General features: G+C 66.1%; 15 protein-coding genes. 6 read left to right on the forward strand and 9 right to left on the reverse strand.

Going from position 1 to position 18973, the window contains the following annotated elements:
* Positions 1–24: 24 nt before the first annotated feature.
* Positions 25–1104, reverse strand: a complete 1080-nt coding sequence (locus tag ACVOLJ_RS14930) for a YeiH family protein (RefSeq protein WP_481564459.1) — start codon at positions 1102–1104, stop codon at positions 25–27.
* Between the two features lie 102 nt (positions 1105–1206).
* Here ACVOLJ_RS14930 and ACVOLJ_RS14935 point away from each other — a divergent pair, with 102 nt between their 5' ends.
* Positions 1207–2082, forward strand: a complete 876-nt coding sequence (locus ACVOLJ_RS14935; protein ID WP_475279616.1) for a LysR family transcriptional regulator — start codon at positions 1207–1209, stop codon at positions 2080–2082.
* Positions 2083–2431: 349 nt separating this feature from the next.
* The gene (locus tag ACVOLJ_RS14940) at positions 2432–4321 is read left to right on the forward strand and encodes an ATP-binding cassette domain-containing protein (RefSeq protein ID WP_481564460.1); all 1890 of its coding nucleotides are present in this window, start codon (positions 2432–2434) and stop codon (positions 4319–4321) included.
* Between the two features lie 142 nt (positions 4322–4463).
* Here the strand turns inward: ACVOLJ_RS14940 and ACVOLJ_RS14945 are convergent, their stop codons facing one another.
* Positions 4464–4925 (reverse strand): c-type cytochrome, encoded by a 462-nt coding sequence (locus ACVOLJ_RS14945; protein WP_475279618.1) that lies wholly within the window; start codon positions 4923–4925, stop codon positions 4464–4466.
* A 9-nt stretch (positions 4926–4934) separates the two neighbouring features.
* A complete protein-coding gene (locus tag ACVOLJ_RS14950; RefSeq protein ID WP_481564461.1) occupies positions 4935–5324 on the reverse strand; it encodes a c-type cytochrome in 390 nt (129 codons plus the stop codon).
* Between the two features lie 205 nt (positions 5325–5529).
* Between ACVOLJ_RS14950 and ACVOLJ_RS14955 the strand changes: the two genes are divergently transcribed.
* From ACVOLJ_RS14955 to ACVOLJ_RS14965, 3 genes are read left to right on the forward strand one after another with little or no spacing between them, the layout of a single operon-like run.
* Positions 5530–6681: an efflux RND transporter periplasmic adaptor subunit gene (locus tag ACVOLJ_RS14955; protein ID WP_475279620.1), complete on the forward strand. Its 1152-nt coding sequence runs from the start codon at positions 5530–5532 to the stop codon at positions 6679–6681.
* Positions 6678–10199 (forward strand): efflux RND transporter permease subunit, encoded by a 3522-nt coding sequence (locus ACVOLJ_RS14960; protein WP_481564462.1) that lies wholly within the window; start codon positions 6678–6680, stop codon positions 10197–10199. Before ACVOLJ_RS14955 ends, ACVOLJ_RS14960 begins: the two co-directional genes overlap by 4 nt.
* Positions 10196–13285, forward strand: a complete 3090-nt coding sequence (locus ACVOLJ_RS14965) for an efflux RND transporter permease subunit (RefSeq protein WP_481564463.1) — start codon at positions 10196–10198, stop codon at positions 13283–13285. The genes ACVOLJ_RS14960 and ACVOLJ_RS14965 overlap by 4 nt, the downstream gene beginning before the upstream one ends.
* A gap of 146 nt (positions 13286–13431) precedes the next feature.
* On the opposite strand, the gene ACVOLJ_RS14970 is transcribed toward ACVOLJ_RS14965, so the two are convergent.
* From ACVOLJ_RS14970 to ykgO, 6 genes are all read right to left on the reverse strand, one after another.
* A complete protein-coding gene (locus tag ACVOLJ_RS14970; protein ID WP_475279623.1) occupies positions 13432–14652 on the reverse strand; it encodes a TraB/GumN family protein in 1221 nt (406 codons plus the stop codon).
* Positions 14653–14656: 4 nt separating this feature from the next.
* Positions 14657–15187 (reverse strand): N-acetyltransferase family protein, encoded by a 531-nt coding sequence (locus tag ACVOLJ_RS14975; RefSeq protein ID WP_475279624.1) that lies wholly within the window; start codon positions 15185–15187, stop codon positions 14657–14659.
* A gap of 14 nt (positions 15188–15201) precedes the next feature.
* Positions 15202–16089: a carbon-nitrogen hydrolase gene (locus tag ACVOLJ_RS14980; protein ID WP_475279625.1), complete on the reverse strand. Its 888-nt coding sequence runs from the start codon at positions 16087–16089 to the stop codon at positions 15202–15204.
* A 160-nt stretch (positions 16090–16249) separates the two neighbouring features.
* The gene (locus ACVOLJ_RS14985) at positions 16250–17287 is read right to left on the reverse strand and encodes an agmatine deiminase family protein (RefSeq protein WP_481564464.1); all 1038 of its coding nucleotides are present in this window, start codon (positions 17285–17287) and stop codon (positions 16250–16252) included.
* Positions 17288–17326: 39 nt separating this feature from the next.
* Complete coding sequence (locus ACVOLJ_RS14990) at positions 17327–17656, reverse strand: hypothetical protein (RefSeq protein WP_475279627.1); 330 nt, start codon at positions 17654–17656, stop codon at positions 17327–17329.
* Between the two features lie 145 nt (positions 17657–17801).
* A complete protein-coding gene (gene ykgO / locus ACVOLJ_RS14995; RefSeq protein ID WP_005409283.1) occupies positions 17802–17927 on the reverse strand; it encodes a type B 50S ribosomal protein L36 in 126 nt (41 codons plus the stop codon).
* A 197-nt stretch (positions 17928–18124) separates the two neighbouring features.
* Here ykgO and cmk point away from each other — a divergent pair, with 197 nt between their 5' ends.
* The gene (gene cmk / locus ACVOLJ_RS15000) at positions 18125–18802 is read left to right on the forward strand and encodes a (d)CMP kinase (RefSeq protein ID WP_475279628.1); all 678 of its coding nucleotides are present in this window, start codon (positions 18125–18127) and stop codon (positions 18800–18802) included.
* Positions 18803–18973: the final 171 nt, after the last annotated feature.

Raw genomic sequence — 18973 nt, forward strand, 5'->3', positions numbered from 1 at the left:
GCCTCGGCAAGCGGGAATGGCCGCTCATCCCAGCATTGCCAGCACGGCCTGGTGGATCGCCAGCCCGCCGAACAGCAGCCAGGCAAACAGGATCAGCGCCAGCAGCAGCGGCTTCAGCCCGGCCTGGCGCAGCGCCGAGACGTGGGTGGTCAGGCCCAGCGCAGCCATCGCCATCGCCAGCAGCACGGTATCCAGCTGCACCAGCCCCGCCTGCAGGCCGGCCGGCAGCAGATGCAGCGAGTTGAAACCGGCCACCGCCACGAAACCGAAGGCGAACCACGGCACCACGATGCGCGCCTTGCTGCCGTCGGCGTTGGCCTTGCCGCCACGCGCCAGCCACAGCGACAGCGTGACCAGGAACGGTGCCAGCAACATCACCCGCACCATCTTGGTGATCACGGCGGTATCGGCGGCCGACTCACCCACCGCGCGGCCAGCGGCCACCACCTGCGCCACTTCATGCACCGTCGCCCCGGTGAACAGGCCGTACTGACGCGCGTCCATCACCAGCCAGCCATGCGACTGCACCAGCGCATACAGTGCGGGGTACAGGAACATCGCCAGCGTGCCGAACACCACCACCGTCGACACCGCCACCGTGACCTGCGCAGCACGGCCGCGCACCACCGGTTCGGCGGCCATCACCGCCGCCGCACCGCAGATCGCGCTGCCGGCACCGATCAGCATCGCCGCCTCACGTTCCATCTTGAACACGCGCATGCCCAGCCAGCAGGCCAGTCCGAAGGTGCTGGCGACCACCAGCACGTCCATCAGCACACCGGTGACGCCGACATGGCCGATGTCCTGGAAGGTCAGGCGCAGGCCGTACAGCACGATGCCGGCGCGCAGCAGCCAGTGCTTGGAGAAGCCCACGCCGGCCGCGCTGCGCGGTGCCAGCCGCGGGTAGACGGTATTGCCGACCACGATGCCGGCGACGATCGCCACGGTCAGCGCGCTCAGCCCATGGGCCTGCAGCCAGGGCAGCTCGGCCAGGTACAGCGATGCGGCTGCAACAAGGCCGACCAGCAGCAGGCCGGGCAGGCGCGGCTGCCAACGCTGGCGCAAGGCGGGCAGGGACCAGGAGAAAAGTGCGGGGGCGTTCATGGCTGGGGCAGGGCTGGGGTGACCGCATAAGCGTGCGCCCCGGGCGTTGACCTGTAAAACGAATAAGATGGCTAGAATCTACCGATAGAACGGGTAAATGCCATGCGCCTGACCCTGCGCCAGCTGCAGGTCTTCGTCGCCATCGCCGACCACGGCAGCACCACCGCTGCCGGGCAGGCCATCGCGCTCTCACAATCGGCCAGCAGCGCCGCACTGCAGGAACTGGAGGCCCACTTTGGCACGCCGCTGTTTGATCGCATCGGCCGTCGCCTGGTCCTGAACGGTCATGGCCGCGCCTTGCTGGAACCGGCGCGGGCATTGCTGGTCAATGCTGCAGACCTCGAACGCCAGCTCGCCGCAGGTGGCGACCCGGCGCAGGGTGCACCGCTGCGGCTGGTGCTGGCCGCCAGCACCACCATCGGCAACTATCTGCTGCCGCCGCGCATCGCCGAACTGCTGCGCCAGGCGCCACAGGCCGAGGTCGACCTGCGCATCGACAACAGTGCTGGCGTGGTTGCCGCCGTGCAGCGCCTGGACGTCGACGCCGGCCTGATCGAAGGCCCGTGCCATGAACGCGGCCTGCAGGTGACGCCGTGGCAGCAGGACCCTCTGGTGATCGTGGCCGCCGCCGACGCCCCGGCGCGCTGGTCGCTGGATGAACTGCGCGGCGCGCGCTGGCTGCTGCGCGAGCCGGGCTCAGGTACCCGCGAAGCGGTGGAGCAGGCCTTGTTGCCGCACCTGCGCGGCTTCGCCCAGACCCTGCAGCTGGGCAACACCGAAGCCATCAAGCAGGCGGCCGTTGCCGGCCTCGGCCTGGCCTGTCTTTCCCGTCACGCCCTTGAAGAGCCGCTGGCGCTCGGCCGCCTGCGCGTGCTGCAGACCCCATTGCCCGCCCTGCAGCGCACCCTGTGGCTGGTACGCCATCCCGGCAAGCAATGGCTGCCGGGGTTGCAGGCGTTGCTGGGGGAAGTGGGGTAAGTCATCAGATTCCCAGTCGATTCCATCCATCGACCCTTCTTGTAGTGCTCATCCACGCATGGCGTGGATCTACCGTGTCGACCAAGGTCGACACCCACCAGAGCAGAATGCCTCCCCGACAGATCGCGGTAGCCTGTCAGAGGCGGGGCGGTGTGGGGCTGCAGGACCGTTGGCGCCATGGATGGCGCCATCGAGCCCCCATGGAAGGGTTTACGGCGTGTCCTGCAGCCCCACACTGCCTCGCCATCCCACGGCAAGCCCGCTTCAAGCTGTTGCCTTTGCTGCGGCCGTTGCCTCTGCGGGTGCCGGGTGCAACCCGGCCGACGCCACCAACCGGTACAATGGTCGGATGCCTCTGATTACCCTACAAAACGTCGACTTCAGCGTCGGCGGCCCGTTGTTGCTGGAAAAGGCCGAACTGTCGATCGAGCCGGGCGAACGCATCGCCCTGATCGGCCGCAACGGCGCCGGCAAATCCACCCTGCTCAAGCTGCTGTCCGGCGACCACAAGCCCGACGACGGAGAAGTGCGCGTGCAGCAGGGTGTGCGCGTTACCCGCCTGGAGCAGGAAGTGCCGCATGGCGCCGCCGGCACCGTGTTCGATGTGGTTGCCGATGGCCTGGGTGAACTGGGGCAGTGGCTGGCCGAATTCCACCATCTCAGCCATGCCGAGGAATTCGACGGCGAGGCGCTGGGCAACGTGCAGGCCAAGATCGACGCCGCCAACGGCTGGGGCCTGGACCAGCGCGTCAGCGAAACCCTGACCAAGCTCGACCTCGACGGCGAAGCCGAATTCGCGCGCCTGTCCGGCGGCATGAAGCGCCGTGTGCTGCTCGGCCGCGCGCTGGTGTCCAGCCCGGACCTGCTGCTGCTGGACGAACCGACCAACCATCTGGACATCGAAGCCATCGACTGGCTGGAAATGTTCCTCAAGGGCTGGAGCGGCAGTGTGGTGTTCGTCACCCATGACCGCCGCTTCCTGCGTGCGCTGGCTACCCGCATCGTCGAGATCGACCGCGGCCAGGTCACCAGCTGGCCGGGCGACTGGGCCAACTACGAGCGTCGCCGCGAGGAGCGCCTGAACGCGCAGGCACAGGAAAATGCACGCTTCGACAAGCTGCTGGCGCAGGAAGAAGTCTGGATCCGCCAGGGCATCAAGGCGCGGCGTACCCGCGACGAAGGCCGTGTGCGCCGCCTGAAGGCGATGCGCAACGAGCGCTCCGAGCGCCGTGATCTCAGCGGCAACGTCAAGATGGAAGCCGCCCAGGGCGTCAGCTCCGGCAAGAAGGTCATCGATATCAAGGATGTGTCGTTCGCCTTCGGCGATCGCACCATGGTCCGTGATTTCTCCACCACCATCCTGCGCGGCGACCGTATCGGCCTGATCGGCCCCAACGGCAGCGGCAAGACCACGTTGCTGAAGCTGCTGCTGGGCGAACTGCAGCCGCAGAAGGGCGAAGTGAACGCCGGCACCAACCTGCAGGTTGCCTACTTCGATCAGTACCGTGCGGTGCTGCGCGAAGACTGGAGCGCGATCGAGAACGTGGCCGAGGGCCGCGATTTCCTCGAATTCAATGGCAAGCGCAAGCACGTGCATGCCTATCTGCAGGATTTCATGTTCACCCCGGAACGTGCACGCGCACCGATCACCCGCCTGTCCGGTGGCGAGCGCAACCGCCTGCTGCTGGCCAAGCTGTTCGCGCAGCCGTCCAACCTGCTGGTGATGGACGAACCGACCAACGATCTCGACGTGGAAACCCTGGAGCTGCTGGAAGAGCTGCTGGGTGACTACAACGGTACGCTGCTGCTGGTCAGCCATGATCGTGACTTCATCGACAACGTGGTGACCTCCACGCTGGTGATGGAAGGCGATGGCGTGATCGGCGAATACGTCGGCGGTTACAGCGACTGGCAGCGTTACGCCAGCCGCATTGCCGCCGCACCGGCTGCACCGGCCGCGGTTGCTGCAGGCAAGCCGACGCCTGCCGCTGCGGTGGCTGCCGCCGAGCCGGCAGCACCGAAGCGCAAGCTTCCCTACAAGGAAGCGCGCGAGCTGGAACAGCTGCCGAAGACGATCGAGAAGCTCGAGGGCGACGTCGAAGGCCTGACCGCGGCCATGAACGACCCGTCGTTCTATACCCGCAGCAGTGCCGAAGTGACCGCGCATACCCAGCAGCTGGCCAAGGTGCAGGCCGAGCTGGATGCCGCCTACGCGCGCTGGGAAGAGCTGGAAGGCTGATCGTCGGTCGGCGTCGCCGGCTGGGCTCAGTAGATCCACGCCATGCGTGGATATCCGGATCCGTGCGGACCAACGGTCCGCACCCACCAATCAACGGTCCGCACCCATCCGAGCGGTTTCCGCGCCCGCAAGGGCGCGGCGGTCATTTGACCCCGTGCAGATCCCGCAGCTGGCTCGGCCGGCTGCCGAAATACGCGGCCAGATCGGCGATGTCCTGATCACTCAGGTCCTTGGCCTGCGGCGTCATCAGCGCATGCTGGCGATCGCCGGCACGATAGGCCTGCAATGCATGCGCAAGGTAATCGCCATATTGGCCACCCAGCTTGGGGTAGGTCGCATCGATCGGCGCATTGCCGTCGGCACCATGGCAATCGATGCAGCTCTGGCTGGTCGCCTTGCTCTTCACCTTGGCACGGGCTTCACCGGCGGCTTCGCGCCCCGCGGGCAGACCGGCCGATGAAGATGAACCGTGCTCGCCGCTGGCATGACCCGGATCGGCGGCGGATTTTTCGCTGTTCTCCACCTGCGACTGCGAGCAGGCCGCCAGCAGCAGGGCGACGGACAGGGCGATGGCGTGACGCAGTGGATGCGCGGCTTTCGACATGGGCGGGCCTTACTTGACGGTGGACAGGTAAACAGCGAGATCGGCGATCTCCTGTTCGCTGAAACTCATCGACTGTGCCTGCATCGTCGGATGCCGGCGCTTGCCCTGGCGGTATTCGGTCAGGGCCTGGGTCAGGTACTGCTGGGTCTGGCCACCGATCTTGGGCACCCGGTAACTGGGGTAGGCGTTCTTGTAACCGGTGATGCCGTGGCAGCCCTGGCAGGTATAGGCCAGGACCCGGCCGTTGTCGAAACTGCCGGTGGGCGCGGCGGGCGCCGGCGCAGCGGCGGGAGCCGGTGCCGGGGCAGGTGCTGCAGGAGCAGGAGCGGGCTGTGCGGCGACCCCTAGGGGCAGGAGGACGGCCAGAGCGAGACAAGCGGCGAGCGGCTGCGGGCGCATGATGTCGTTTCCGGGGATTCGGGTCTGGACGTTCCGGCGTGGGGTACGGAACGACCCGAGTATAGCCTCAGGTTTCATCTAGCTGAAATGGGGGCGGTCCGACCGGCGGCGTGAAGGCACCATGACCTTTGGGATATGGTGTTGCCGTGAAGTGGTGCATTACTTTGCTACCACACCTGCCCACGCATCCTCCAGGGATCTGACGATGTCGCACCGAACCTTCCTGCCCGGCCCCCGCAGCGGACTCTGCGCTGCCGCGCTTGTCCTCTCCACCACACTGCTGCTGAGCGGCTGTGCCGCTGGTCCCACCAACGAGGCCAAGGCGGCCGAGACCAAGGACGAGAAGAAGGTGGATGCGGTTCCGGTGGAAGTGGCCGTGGTCACCCATCGCGCAGTCGCCGCCAGTTACACCGGCACTGCGGCGCTGGAGCCGCGCGCCGAATCGCAGGTGGTGGCCAAGACCTCCGGCGTCGCCCTGGCGGTGCTGGTGGAGGAAGGGCAGCGGGTCAGTGCCGGACAGCCGCTGGTGCGGCTTGACCCGGACCGCGCACGCCTGGCAGTGGCGCAGAGCGAGGCACAGATGCGCAAGCTGGAAAACAACTACCAGCGCGCGCAGAAACTGGTTGGCCAGCAGATGGTCAGTGCCGCCGATGTCGACCAGCTGCGCTACGACCTGGAAAACATGCGCGCGCAGTACCGCCTGGCGACTTTGGAGCTGTCCTACACCACCGTGGTGGCCCCGATTTCCGGGGTGATCGCCTCGCGCTCGATCAAGACCGGCAACTTCGTGCAGATCAATACGCCGATCTTCCGCATCGTCGACAACTCGCGGCTGGAAGCGACCCTCAACGTACCCGAACGTGAACTGGCGACCCTGCGCGCCGGCCAGCCGGTGACGCTGTCGGCCGATGCGCTGCCGGGACAGACCTTCAGTGGCAGCGTGGACCGCATCGCGCCGGTAGTGGATTCGGGCAGCGGCACCTTCCGCGTCGTCAGCGCCTTCGATGGCGGTGCACAGGCGCTGCAGCCGGGCATGTTCGGTCGTATCCGCATCGATTACGACCAGCGCGCCGACGCGCTGGTGGTGCCGCGCCTGGCGTTGCTGGACGACGGCGAACCGGCGGTGTTCCGCGTGCGCGAGGGCAAGGTCTCGCGGGTGCCGGTCAAGCTGGGCTACGCCGAAGGGCCGTGGGTGGAGATCCGCGAAGGCCTGGTGGCCGGCGATCAGATCGTCACTGCCGGCAAGGTCGCGCTGCGTGATGGCACGGCGGTGCAGGTGATCGCCGATCCGAAGGCCAAGGCCAAGACTGTAACGGCCTCGGCCAAGCCGGCAGAGAAGGCCGGGAGCACGCAATGACCGCGCCCGGCCATGACCACGGTGCCTCGCCCGGGAGCGACGGCGCCGCCGCCAGCGCGCGCGGCGGCCTGGTGGAATTTGCCACCCGGCGCCGCGTCACCATTGCCATGTGCACGGTCACGCTGCTGCTGTTCGGCCTGATCGCGCTGGGCAACCTCAAGGTCAACCTGCTGCCTGACCTGAGCTATCCGACGCTCACTGTGCGCACCGAATACACCGGTGCTGCGCCTACCGAAATCGAAACCCTGATCACCCAACCGGTTGAAGAAGCGGTGGGCGTGGTCAAGAACCTGCGCAAGTTGAAATCCGTTTCGCGCACCGGCCAGAGCGATGTGGTGCTGGAGTTCGCCTGGGGCACCAACATGGACCAGGCCAGCCTGGAGGTGCGCGACAAGATGGAGGCGCTGAACCTGCCACTGGAGGCGAAGGCCCCGGTGCTGCTGCGCTTCAATCCATCCACCGAGCCGATCATGCGCCTGGTGCTGTCGACCAAGGCTGCGCCCGCAACCGACGAAGAAGCGATCCGTGAACTGACCGGCCTGCGCCGTTATGCCGATGAAGACCTGAAGAAGAAGCTGGAGCCGGTCACCGGCGTGGCCGCGGTCAAGGTGGGTGGTGGTCTGGAAGATGAGATCCAGGTCGATATCGACCAGCAGAAACTGGCCCAGCTCAACCTGCCGATCGACACTGTCATCAAGCGGTTGAAGGAAGAGAACATCAATATTTCCGGCGGCCGCCTGGAGGAGGGCTCGCAGCGCTTCCTGGTGCGCACCGTCAATCAGTTCGCCGATCTGGAAGAGATCCGCAACCTGCTGGTCACTACCCAGGCCGCCAACGGCAGCGCGGCCGACTCGGCCCTGCAGCAGATGTTCAACATTGCCGCCTCCACCGGTTCGGCAGCGGCCGTTGCTGCGGCGTCTGCCGCACAGAGCGCCTCTGCGGGCGGTGGCTCCAGCGTGGTCGCCAATGGCGTGCCGGTGCGCCTGAAAGACGTGGCCACCGTGCGCCAGGGCTACAAGGAGCGCGAAGCGGTGATCCGTCTGGGCGGCAAGGAATCGGTCGAACTGGCGATCTACAAGGAAGGTGATGCCAATACCGTTGCCACCGCCGATGCGCTGCGCAAGCGCCTGGAGCAGATCAAGGCGACGTTCCCGGCCGATGCCGAACTGACCACGATCGAAGACCAGTCGCGCTTCATCGAGCACGCCATCGCCGACGTCAAGAAGGATGCGGTGATCGGTGGCCTGCTGGCGATCCTGATCATCTTCCTGTTCCTGCGCGATGGCTGGAGCACGTTCGTGATCAGCCTGTCGCTGCCGGTCTCGATCATCGCTACCTTCTTCTTCATGGGGCAGTTGGGCCTGAGCCTGAATGTGATGTCGCTGGGCGGCCTGGCGCTGGCAACCGGCCTGGTGGTGGATGACTCCATCGTGGTGCTGGAGAGCATCGCCAAGGCGCGCGAGCGCGGCCTGGGCATCCTGCAGGCCGCCATCGCCGGTACCCGCGAAGTAAGCATGGCCGTGGTCGCTTCGACCCTGACCACCATCGCCGTGTTCCTGCCGCTGGTGTTCGTCGACGGCATCGCCGGCCAGCTGTTCCGTGACCAGGCACTGACCGTGGCCATCGCCATCGCGATCTCGCTGCTGGTGTCGATGACCCTGATTCCGATGCTGAGCTCGCTGAAGGGGCGCCCGCCGCTGGCGTTCCCGGAAGAGGCCGCTGTCGCGCCGTGGCAGCCGCAGAACCGCTGGCAGAAGCCCGTTGCGCTCGGCCGCCGTGGGCTGATGGCAAGCGTGCGCTGGACCTTCTACGCACTGGCCTGGCTGGTGGTGCGCGTGTGGCGCGGTGTGGTGGCAGTGATCGGGCCGGTGATGCGCAAGGCAAGCGATATCGCCATGAAGCCCTATGCCGGTGCCGAGCGCGGTTACCTGCGCCTGCTGCCCAACGCACTGGCCCATCCCGGGAAAGTGCTGGGCATGGCGGCACTGGCATTTGTGGCGACGATGGCACTGGTGCCGATGCTCGGTGCCGACCTGATCCCGCAGCTGGCGCAGGACCGGTTCGAAATGACGGTCAAGCTGCCGGCGGGCACGCCGCTGAAGCAGACCGATGCACTGGTCCGCGAGCTGCAGCTGGCGCACGGCAAGGGCGAAGGCGTGGCATCGCTGTACGGCGTAAGCGGCAGCGGCACCCGCCTGGATGCCAGTCCCACCGAGAGTGGCGAGAACATCGGCAAGCTGACCATCGTGATGGAAGGCGGCGGCAATCCGCAGACCGAAGCGGAGATCACCGAACGCCTGCGCGATACCATGGGCCAGCATCCGGGGGCGCAGGTGGATTTCGCGCGGCCGGCATTGTTCAGCTTCTCCACGCCGCTGGAAATCGAGCTGCGCGGGCAGGACATGGCAACCCTGGAAGTGGCCGGCCAGCGCCTGGCTGCACTGCTGCGCGGCAACGCGCACTACGCAGACGTCAAATCCACCGTGGAGGAAGGCTTCCCGGAAATCCAGATCCGCTTCGACCAGGAGCGCGCCGGTGCACTGGGCCTGACCACGCGCCAGATCGCCGACGTGGTGGTGAAGAAGGTGCGTGGCGACGTGGCCACCCGCTACAGCTTCCGCGATCGCAAGATCGACGTACTGGTGCGCGCGCAGGAGAATGACCGTGCAAGCGTGGAGAGCATCCGCCGCTTGATCGTCAATCCCGGCAGCACCCGCCCGGTCACCCTGGATGCGGTGGCCGACGTGGTCGCCACCACCGGGCCGAGCGAGATCCACCGTGCCGACCAGACGCGGGTGGCTGTGGTGTCGGCCAACCTGCGCGATATCGATCTGGGCGCGGCCATGCGCGAAGTACAGCAGATGGTGTCCGAACAGCCGCTGGGCGCCGGCGTGGGCCTGCACATCGGTGGCCAGGGTGAAGAGCTGGCACAGGCCGCGAAGTCACTGATCTTCGCCTTCGGCCTGGCGATCTTCCTGGTCTATCTGGTGATGGCCTCGCAGTTCGAATCGCTGCTGCATCCGTTCGTGATCCTGTTCACCATCCCGCTGGCGCTGGTCGGCGCGATCCTGGCGTTGATGCTCACCGGCAAGCCCATTTCGGTGGTGGTGTTCATCGGCCTGATCCTGCTGGTCGGCCTGGTCACCAAGAACGCGATCATCCTGATCGACAAGGTCAATCAGCTGCGCGAGGCCGGCGTGGCCAAGCACGATGCGCTGGTGGAAGGCGCACGTTCGCGCCTGCGGCCGATCATCATGACCACCCTGTGCACGCTGTTCGGCTTCCTGCCGCTGGCCATTGCGATGGGCGAGGGCGCCGAAGTGCGCGCACCGATGGCGATCACCGTGATCGGCGGCCTGCTGGTGTCCACCCTGTTGACCCTGCTGGTCATCCCGGTGGTGTACGACCTGATGGATCGTCGTGGCGATGCCTACTACCGCGAGCGTGGCCGCAAGCACGCCGGTGAAGGCCTGCAGGCCGCGCCGGGTGGCAGCGCGGGTGGGGAGGAGCCGGCATGAGTGTTGCCGAGTTTTCCATCCGCCGTCCCGTCACCACCATCATGTGTTTCGTGTCGCTGGTGGTGGTCGGGCTGATCGCCTCGTTCCGGCTGCCACTGGAGGCACTGCCGGACATCTCCGCACCGTTCCTGTTCGTGCAGATCCCGTATACCGGCTCGACCCCTGAAGAGGTCGAGCGGACCATCATCCGCCCTGTCGAAGAGTCGTTGGCGACGATGACCGGAATCAAGCGGATGCGCTCTTCGGCCACCTCCGAAGCCGCCTCGATCTTCATCGAGTTCAGCGACTGGGACCGTGACATCGCCATCGCCGCGTCCGACGCGCGCGAGCGCATCGACGCGATCCGCAGCGATCTGCCCGACGATGTGCAGCGCTACAACGTGTTCAAGTGGTCCAGCAGTGACCAGCCGGTGCTGAAGGTGCGCCTGGCCAGCACCACCGACCTGACCACCGCCTATGACATGCTCGATCGTGAGTTCAAGCGACGCATCGAGCGCATTCCCGGCGTGGCGCGCGTGGAGATCACCGGCGCGCCACCGAACGAGGTGGAGATCGCGATCGATCCGAACCGGCTCAACGCCCATGGCCTGAGCATCAACGAACTGAGTGATCGCCTGCGCACGCTGAACTTCTCGATTTCGGCAGGGCAGATCGATGACAACGGGCAGCGCGTGCGCGTGCAGCCGGTGGGCGAGATCACCGACCTGCAGGAGATGCGCGACCTGGTCATCAATGCCAAGGGGCTGCGCCTGGGCGACATTGCCGAGGTACGGCTGAAGCCGGCGCGGATGAGCTACGGCCGCCGCCTGGATGGCAATCCTGCCGTTGGCCTGGACATCTACAAGGAACGCAGCGCCAATCTGGTGGACGTCTCGCGCGGGGCCCTGGCTGAAGTCGAGGCGATCCGCGCGCAGGCATCGATGCGCGATGTGCAGATCAAGGTGATCGACAACCAGGGCAAGGCGGTGACGTCTTCGCTGCTGGAGCTGGCCGAGGCCGGTGGCGTCGGCCTGATCCTGTCGGTCACGGTGCTGTTCTTCTTCCTGCGCCATTGGCCGTCCACGCTGATGGTGACCCTGGCCATTCCAATCTGCTTCACCATCACCCTGGGCTTCATGTACTTCGCCGGGGTGACGCTGAACATCCTGACCATGATGGGCCTGCTGCTGGCGGTGGGCATGCTGGTGGACAACGCCGTGGTGGTGGTGGAGAGCATCTACCAGGAGCGCGAGCGGCTGCCCGACCAACCACGCCTGGCCTCGATCATCGGTACCCGCAACGTGGCCATTGCGCTCAGTGCCGGCACCCTGTGCCACTGCATCGTGTTCGTGCCCAACCTGTTCGGTGAAACCAACAACATCAGCATCTTCATGGCGCAGATCGCGATCACCATCTCGGTCTCGCTGCTGGCGTCCTGGCTGGTGGCCGTCAGCCTGATTCCGATGCTGTCCGCGCGCATGGCCACGCCCAAGCTGGTGCATTCGCAGACCGGCGTGATCGCGCGCCTGCAACGGCGTTACGCGCAGCTGCTGGACTGGTCGCTGCGCCATCGCGGCTGGAGCCTGCTGGGCATCCTGCTGGTGGTGCTGGTGAGCCTGGTGCCGATGAAGCTGACCAAGATCGACATGTTTGGCGGAGAAGGTGGCAAGGACATCTTCATCGGCTACATGTGGAAGGGCGCCTACACCTACCGGCAGATGTCCGAGGAAGTGGCGCGCGTGGAGGGCTGGATCGAGGAGAACCGCGAGCGCCTGCACGTGCAGCAGGTCTATTCCTGGTACAGCGAGCAGGAAGGCAGTTCGACCGTGGTCACCCTGGACGAAAAGTACGCCAAGGACATCAAGGCGCTGCAGGAAGAGCTGCGCAAGGGCCTGCCGAAGTCCGCGCGCACCGACTACTTCGTCGGCAACCAGGGCGGCGATGGGGGCGGCGGCGGTGGCAATCAGGGCGTGCAGGTGCAGCTGGTGGGGGACTCCAGTGCGATGCTGCAGGAGATCGGCCAGGAAGTGCTGCCGCTGCTGGCCCAGCGCAGCGAGCTGCGTGACGTGCGCATCGACAACGGCGAGAAGGGTGGTGAGCTGAAGGTGCACGTCGACCGCGAGCGCGCCGCGGCGTTTGGCTTCAATGCCGAGCAGGTCGCCAGCTTCGTCGGCCTGGCGCTGCGCGGTGCGCCCATGCGCGAGTTCCGTCGCGGCGACAACGAGGTGCCGGTGTGGGTGCGCTTTGCCGGTGCCGAACAGAGCAGCCCGGAAGACCTGGCGGGCTTCAGCGTGCGCACCGGCGATGGCCGCAGCGTACCGCTGCTGAGCCTGGTCAGCGTCGACGTCGGCTCGTCGGCGACCCAGATCGGTCGCACCAACCGCCAGACCACGCTGACCATCAAGGCCAATCTGGCCGAGAAGATCACCGCACCCGACGGGCGCAAGGCGATGGAGGCCGTGCTCAAGCCGATGAACTTCCCGGCAGGCTACGGCTTCACCTTCGATGGCGGTGACTACGGTGACGACAACGAGGCGATGCAGCAGATGGTGTTCAACCTGCTGATCGCACTGGTGATGATCTACGTGGTGATGGCCGCGGTGTTCGAGTCGCTGCTGTTCCCGGCGGCGATCATGAGCGGCGTGCTGTTCTCGATCTTCGGCGTGTTCTGGTTGTTCTGGATCACCGGCACCTCGTTCGGAATCATGTCCTTCATCGGCATCCTGGTGCTGATGGGCGTGGTGGTGAACAACGGTATCGTGATGATCGAGCACATCAACAACCTGCGCCGCAACGGAATGGGACGTACCCAGGCGCTGGTGGAGGGCTCACGCGAACGCCTGCGCCCGATCATGATGACCATGGGCACCGCCATCCTGGCGATGGTGCCGATCTCGCTGACCGATACGCAGATGTTCGGCAACGGGCCGGAATACTCGCCGATGGCGCGTGCGATCGCCGGTGGCCTGGCGTTCTCCACCGTGGTCAGCCTGCTGTTCCTGCCGACGATCTATGCGGTGCTCGATGACATGCGCAACGCGGTGGTGCGGCTGATCCAGCGCGCTCGCGGGCTGGAAAGGGTAGAGCCGGGCGCTGCCCAGCTGTAATGCACAACACAACGTGTTTGTGGTGGGGGGAGACCGGTCGTAGTGGGGCGGTCTCCCCCTTTTTTTTGCCCTGTCGTGCAGATGCCGTGCCAACCAGGGTTGGCATCTGCCGGTAGCGCCGGGCCACGCCCTGCGGGGCGCGGCAATCAGCTCGCGACCTTGCTCCACACCTTGCCGGCCGTCAGCCACAGGCCCAGCATGCTGCCCAGGTTGGTCAGCATGAAGGTCAGCACCACGCGGGTGACACGGTTGCGGTACCAGCCCTTCAACGTCTGCGCGTCATCGCGCAGCTTGAGGAAATCCTCGTAGGTCGGCTTGCGCAGGCGCGCTTCCACCAATGCCGAGAATGCGCCGGTGGGGATGCTCAGGCGGAACGGCTTGAACGGCGCCACCACGATCGCGGTGAGGATGCTCAGCGGGTGGCTGCCGGCAACCAGGCAGCCCAGGCCCGCCAGGCCGCCGGTATACATCGCCCAGGTCGCCAGCAGTTCGGTGCCCACGCCCAGTCCACCACGATAGAAGCCGACACCAATGCCGGTGGCCACGATGGCGAGGATCGCCAGGGTAAACCACGGGATGTTGCGCTTCTTCGGCACCGCTTCCAGCTGCTCGCGCAACGGCGCAGGCGCCTCGGTATCGGTTTCCAGGTAGCGAGCAAGGCCGGCCAGGTGGCCGGCGCCGACCACGGCCAGCACTTCACGCTGCTGCGGGTCGTGCGCTTCGCGCAGGCGCGTGGCCATGTAGCGGTCACGTTCGCCGATGATGGTTTCGTACAGCGCCGGGCTCTCGCTGGCGAACTCGCCGAAGCTCGATTCCAGCATGTCACCCTGCTTCAGCTTCTCGATCTCGTCTTCGCCCACGTCCTCCGAAGAGAACAGGCCGGCACCCAGGCCAGCTACCAGCTTGAGCTTGCCGAAGAAGCCCAGCCGCTGCGAGGCACGACGGAAGGTCAGGCCGACTTCGCGGTCGATCAGGTGCACCGGAAGGTTGCGCTCGCGGGCCAGATCGACCGCGCGCTTGAGTTCGGCGCCCGGTTCGATGCCCAGCTGCTCGGCCAGTCGGCGCTGGTAGGCCGACAGCGCAAGGTTCGCCGCGAACAGTGCCACGCGCCCCTTGCGGATCACTTCCACCAGGTCCAGCTTGGCCAGCGTGTCCGGGTCGCTCAATGCCTGCAGGCGTTGCGGATCCAGCTCGACGGCAACCGCGTCGAAGCGGCCGCTGCCGATGGCTTTTTCCACCGCCTCGACGCTGGCATGGGAAACATGCGCGGTACCCAGCAGGGTGTAGCGCACGCCGTCGCGTTCAACAACGCGCACGGGCTGGCCGGCGAACAGGTCGTCGCCGGTTTCGGGAAGGGTTTCGGTCATGGAATCATTCATTGGAAGGAGCGGAATCGGCACCATCGCCGAGCGCGCGCTGCATCTGCACGGTGTCCAGCCAGCGGCCGTGCTTGCGGCCAAGGCCGCGGAACACGCCCACCAGTTCGAAGCCGAAGCGTTCGTGCAGCTTGATGGATGCGGTATTGGTCGGTTCGCCGATCACCGCGATCATCTGCCGGAAGCCACGCTCGGTGCAGGTATCGATCAGCGCCTGCAGCAGGCCGGTGCCAACGCCCTGCCCCTGGAAACGGGCATCCACATACACCGAATTCTCCACCGTCCACTGGTAGGCGACACGGGTGCGATAGGTGTTGGCGTAGGCGTAACCGGCTACCTGGCCGTCGATCTCGGCGACCAGGTAGGGGAAGCCGCGATCGATGATGTCGCGCATGCGGCGCAGCATCTCCGATGCATCGGGGATCTCGTACTCGTAGGTGTTGACGAAGTCGGTCACTTCCACCGCATAGATCGCGGTGATGGCGGAAATGTCGGCGTCGCCGGCATCACGGATGAGTACGCCCATGCGCAGGTTCCCGGTCAGTCGATGTAGCGCTTGAGCAGGTCGCCATATGCATCGATGCGGCGATCACGCAGGAACGGCCAGATGCGGCGCACGTGTTCGCTGCGCTGCAGGTCGACCTCACACATCAGCACGGTGGCCTCGGTGCCGGCCTCGGCCAGGAACTCGCCCTGCGGGCCCAGCACGTGGCTGTTGCCCCAGAACTGGATACCGGAAGCACCCAGCGGCGAGGCTTCGTGTCCCACGCGGTTGCAGCTCAGCACCGGCACGCCGTTGGCAACGGCATGACCGCGATGGCTCAGCACCCACGCATCGCGCTGGCGGGTCTTTTCGTCCTGCACATCATCCGGGTCCCAGCCGATCGCAGTGGGGTACAGCAGCAGTTCGGCACCGGCCAGCGCCATCAGGCGCGCCGCTTCCGGGTACCACTGGTCCCAGCACACCAGCACGCCAAGGCGGCCAACCGAGGTGTCGATCGGCTTGAAGCCGATGTCGCCCGGGGTGAAGTAGAACTTTTCGTAGAAGCCCGGATCGTCCGGGATATGCATCTTGCGGTACTTGCCCAGCAGCGTGCCGTCTTTTTCAAAGACGACCGCGGTGTTGTGGTACAGGCCGGCGGCGCGGCGCTCGAACAGCGAGCCCACCAGCACCACGCCGTGCTTTTTGGCCAGCGCACCCAGTCGCTCCGTGCTCGGGCCCGGAATCGGCTCGGCCAGGTCGAACTCATCCACCGATTCGTGCTGGCAGAAGTACGCACCGTTGTGCAGTTCCTGCAGCAGCACCAGCTTGGCGCCCTGCGCTGCCGCCTCGGCCACGCGCGCTTCGATCACCGCCAGGTTGGCGGCGGCATCACCGTGGTTGCGCTCCTGGATCAGGGCGACGGAAAGGGGGCTGCGCGAGTTCATGCGGGGCGTTCCTGCGAGGGTAAACCGGCATGTTAACGCGGATGCGGCACGGCAGCGTGTTGGCCGCTGAATGGCCTGCCCGGTAGTGCCGGCCGCTGGCCGGCAATCCGGTTCATCCATCAGGCATTGCATGGTTGCCGGCCAGCGGCCGGCACTACCGTCATGCCTTCAGCAACCCTGCCGGCAGCTGCATGGTGATGCAGTGCAGGCTGCCGTTCTGCCAGATCAACGAACGGCAGGGAACCTGCACGATCTCGCGGCCCGGGTGGGCCTGCGCCAGCACGTCGCGGGCACGATCATCGGCCGGATCGCCGTAGACCGGCATCAGCACCGCACCATTGACGATCAGGTAGTTGGCGTAGGACGCGGCCAGGCGACGACCTTCATCGATCACCGGCTGTGCCCACGGCAGCGGGAACAGGCGGTACGGCTGGCCGTCGCGGGTACGCAACGCGGCCAGTTCGGCACCCATTGCCTGCAGCTCGCTGTAGTGCGAGTCACTTTCGTCATCGCACGCCTGATAGACGATGCTGTCGGCCGAAGCGAAGCGGGCGAGGGTATCGATGTGGGCGTCGGTGTCGTCGCCTTCCAGGTAACCGTGGTCCAGCCACAGCACGCGCTCCTGCTGCAGCCAGTTGGCCAGGTCGGCGCTGAGGCTGTCGCGGTCGCGGTCCGGATGGCGTTCGTGCAGGCACTTCCAGGTCGTCAGCAGGGTGCCTTCGCCATCGGTTTCGATACCGCCGCCTTCCAGCGCGAACGGAATGCTGCGCACGGCGGCGTCGTTGAACACCTGCGCCTCGGCAAGCACGCCCACCAGCTGGTCATCCAGGCTCGCGTCGAACTTGCCGCCCCAGCCGGTGAAGCGGAAGTCCAGCAGCTGGAAGCTGCCATCGGCACGGCGCAGGGTGATCGGGCCGGAGTCGCGCAGCCAGGTGTCGTCGTAGGCGGCCGTGGTGAAGTGGACCTTGTCCATGTCGATGCGGTTGGAGCGCAGCCGCATCTCGGCATAGGTCTCCACGTCATCGTCGGCCACGCAGATCAGCACCGGCTGGAAGCGGGTGATGGCCGCGACCAGGGCGATATAGGTCTCTTCCACCTGGCCCAGGCGGTCGGCCCAGTCGGTATCGGCGGTGGGCCAGGCAATCAGGACGCCGCTCTGGGCTTCCCATTCGGCAGGAAATCGAAGGGTCTGGTTCATGGTCTCGCTACACGCGCCCGCCAGGGGCGGGCATGGGGGTCAACGGATGGGAGGCTTGGGGCCGATTTCATTCGGGTCCGCCTGGTTGGCCACCACGTCGATCACCTTCTGCTTCTCGAAGTAGACGGTGAACTGCGGGTACACCCAGCGGTGGATGGTCGGCCATTGCCGCTTCTGCCCGCCGCGCGGCTGCAGCTGCTCTGCCGGCGCGCCGAACTGGGATTGCACCTGCTGCATGCTCTGGCCGCGGACGGGCAGGGCGCCGGCCGGCTTTTCGCGGGCACGGTCAACCAGCAGGGTGTCGGCCAGCGCCGGTGTGGCGGCGGCCAAGGTGGCCAGTACGGCCAGGGTGGACAGGTAACGCTTCATCTCGATCTACTCCCCAGTGGTCAAGAACGGCGATTACAGCAAAATCGACGGAAAAAAGCCGCATAAACAAAAAACCGCCCGAAGGCGGCTTTTTGCATCGGGTCGGCCCCGCGTGGGGCCAGCCGCGGCCGGAAGGCCGTTGGGCTTAGCGCTGACGCGCCTTGAAACGCGGGTTCGACTTGCAGATGACGAAGATCTTGCCACGACGACGCACGACCTTGCAGTCACGGTGACGGGCCTTCGCCGACTTCAGGGAGGACAGAACTTTCATGGCATACCTCGGCGTAAACAGTAGTTGTTCGGGTGGAGCGTGGCCGCGATATGCGAAAGACAATCGGCAGTTGACGCTCGTTCAAGCCCGCCATTCTACCGGGCTTTTCCCCGTGGTTTCAAGTGGTTGCGAAAATGGCCCGTTGCGGGGTGTCTGGCAGGGGCTAGAATGCCCCCTTCACACGCGCAAGGACCCCCATGAATCCACTCGTTCCCGTCCTGACCATCGACGGCCCGTCAGGGGCTGGCAAGGGTACCATCAGCCGCATCGTGGCGCGCCGGTTGGGCTGGCACTACCTGGATTCGGGCGCCCTGTACCGCGCCGTCGGCGTGGCGGCCAGCTGGGCCGACATCGACACCTCCGATGCTTCGGCGCTGGTGCGCTGCACCTTTGATACCCATGTCCAGTTCGTCGAGCAGGGCGATGCCATGCGGGTGCTGGTCAATGGCACCGACGCCACCGACGAGCTGCGGCTGGAGACCACCGGCGCGCTGGCCTCGGCCATTGCCGCCATTCCCGAGGTCCGGGCCGCGCTGAAAGAGCGCCAGCGCGCATTCAGGATGGCCCCGGGCCTGGTCGCGGACGGCCGCGACATGGGCACCGTGATCTTCGCCGACGCCCCCTACAAGGTGTTTCTGACCGCCAGTGCCGAGGAGCGCGCCGAGCGCCGGCATAAGCAGTTGAAAGACAAGGGGGTTTCTGTTAGCTTTGATGACCTCCTGCGCGAGATCATGGCCCGCGACGCCCGTGATGCTCAGCGTACCGTGGCGCCCCTGAAGCCGGCAGACGATGCTGTCCTCATCGACACCACAGGCATCGGCATCGAAGATGTCGTTGCCAGAGTGATGGATCTGCTTCCGGTTCCGGCTGCCTGATCCGTTCGCGCGGGAGTTCTGCCAGCAGCATCGGCAGGCGTCGTGCATTGCAGTGCTGTAAAAGCTCCGTCGCGCAATGATGCGTGGCGGTTTTCCTACTTCCACACACGACCTGCACTACCGGGGTCGACCAACAGGCGGGCGGTCGCCAATCCCTGAAGGGACGCCACC

The organism is Stenotrophomonas sp. STEN046 (assembly GCF_056759755.1).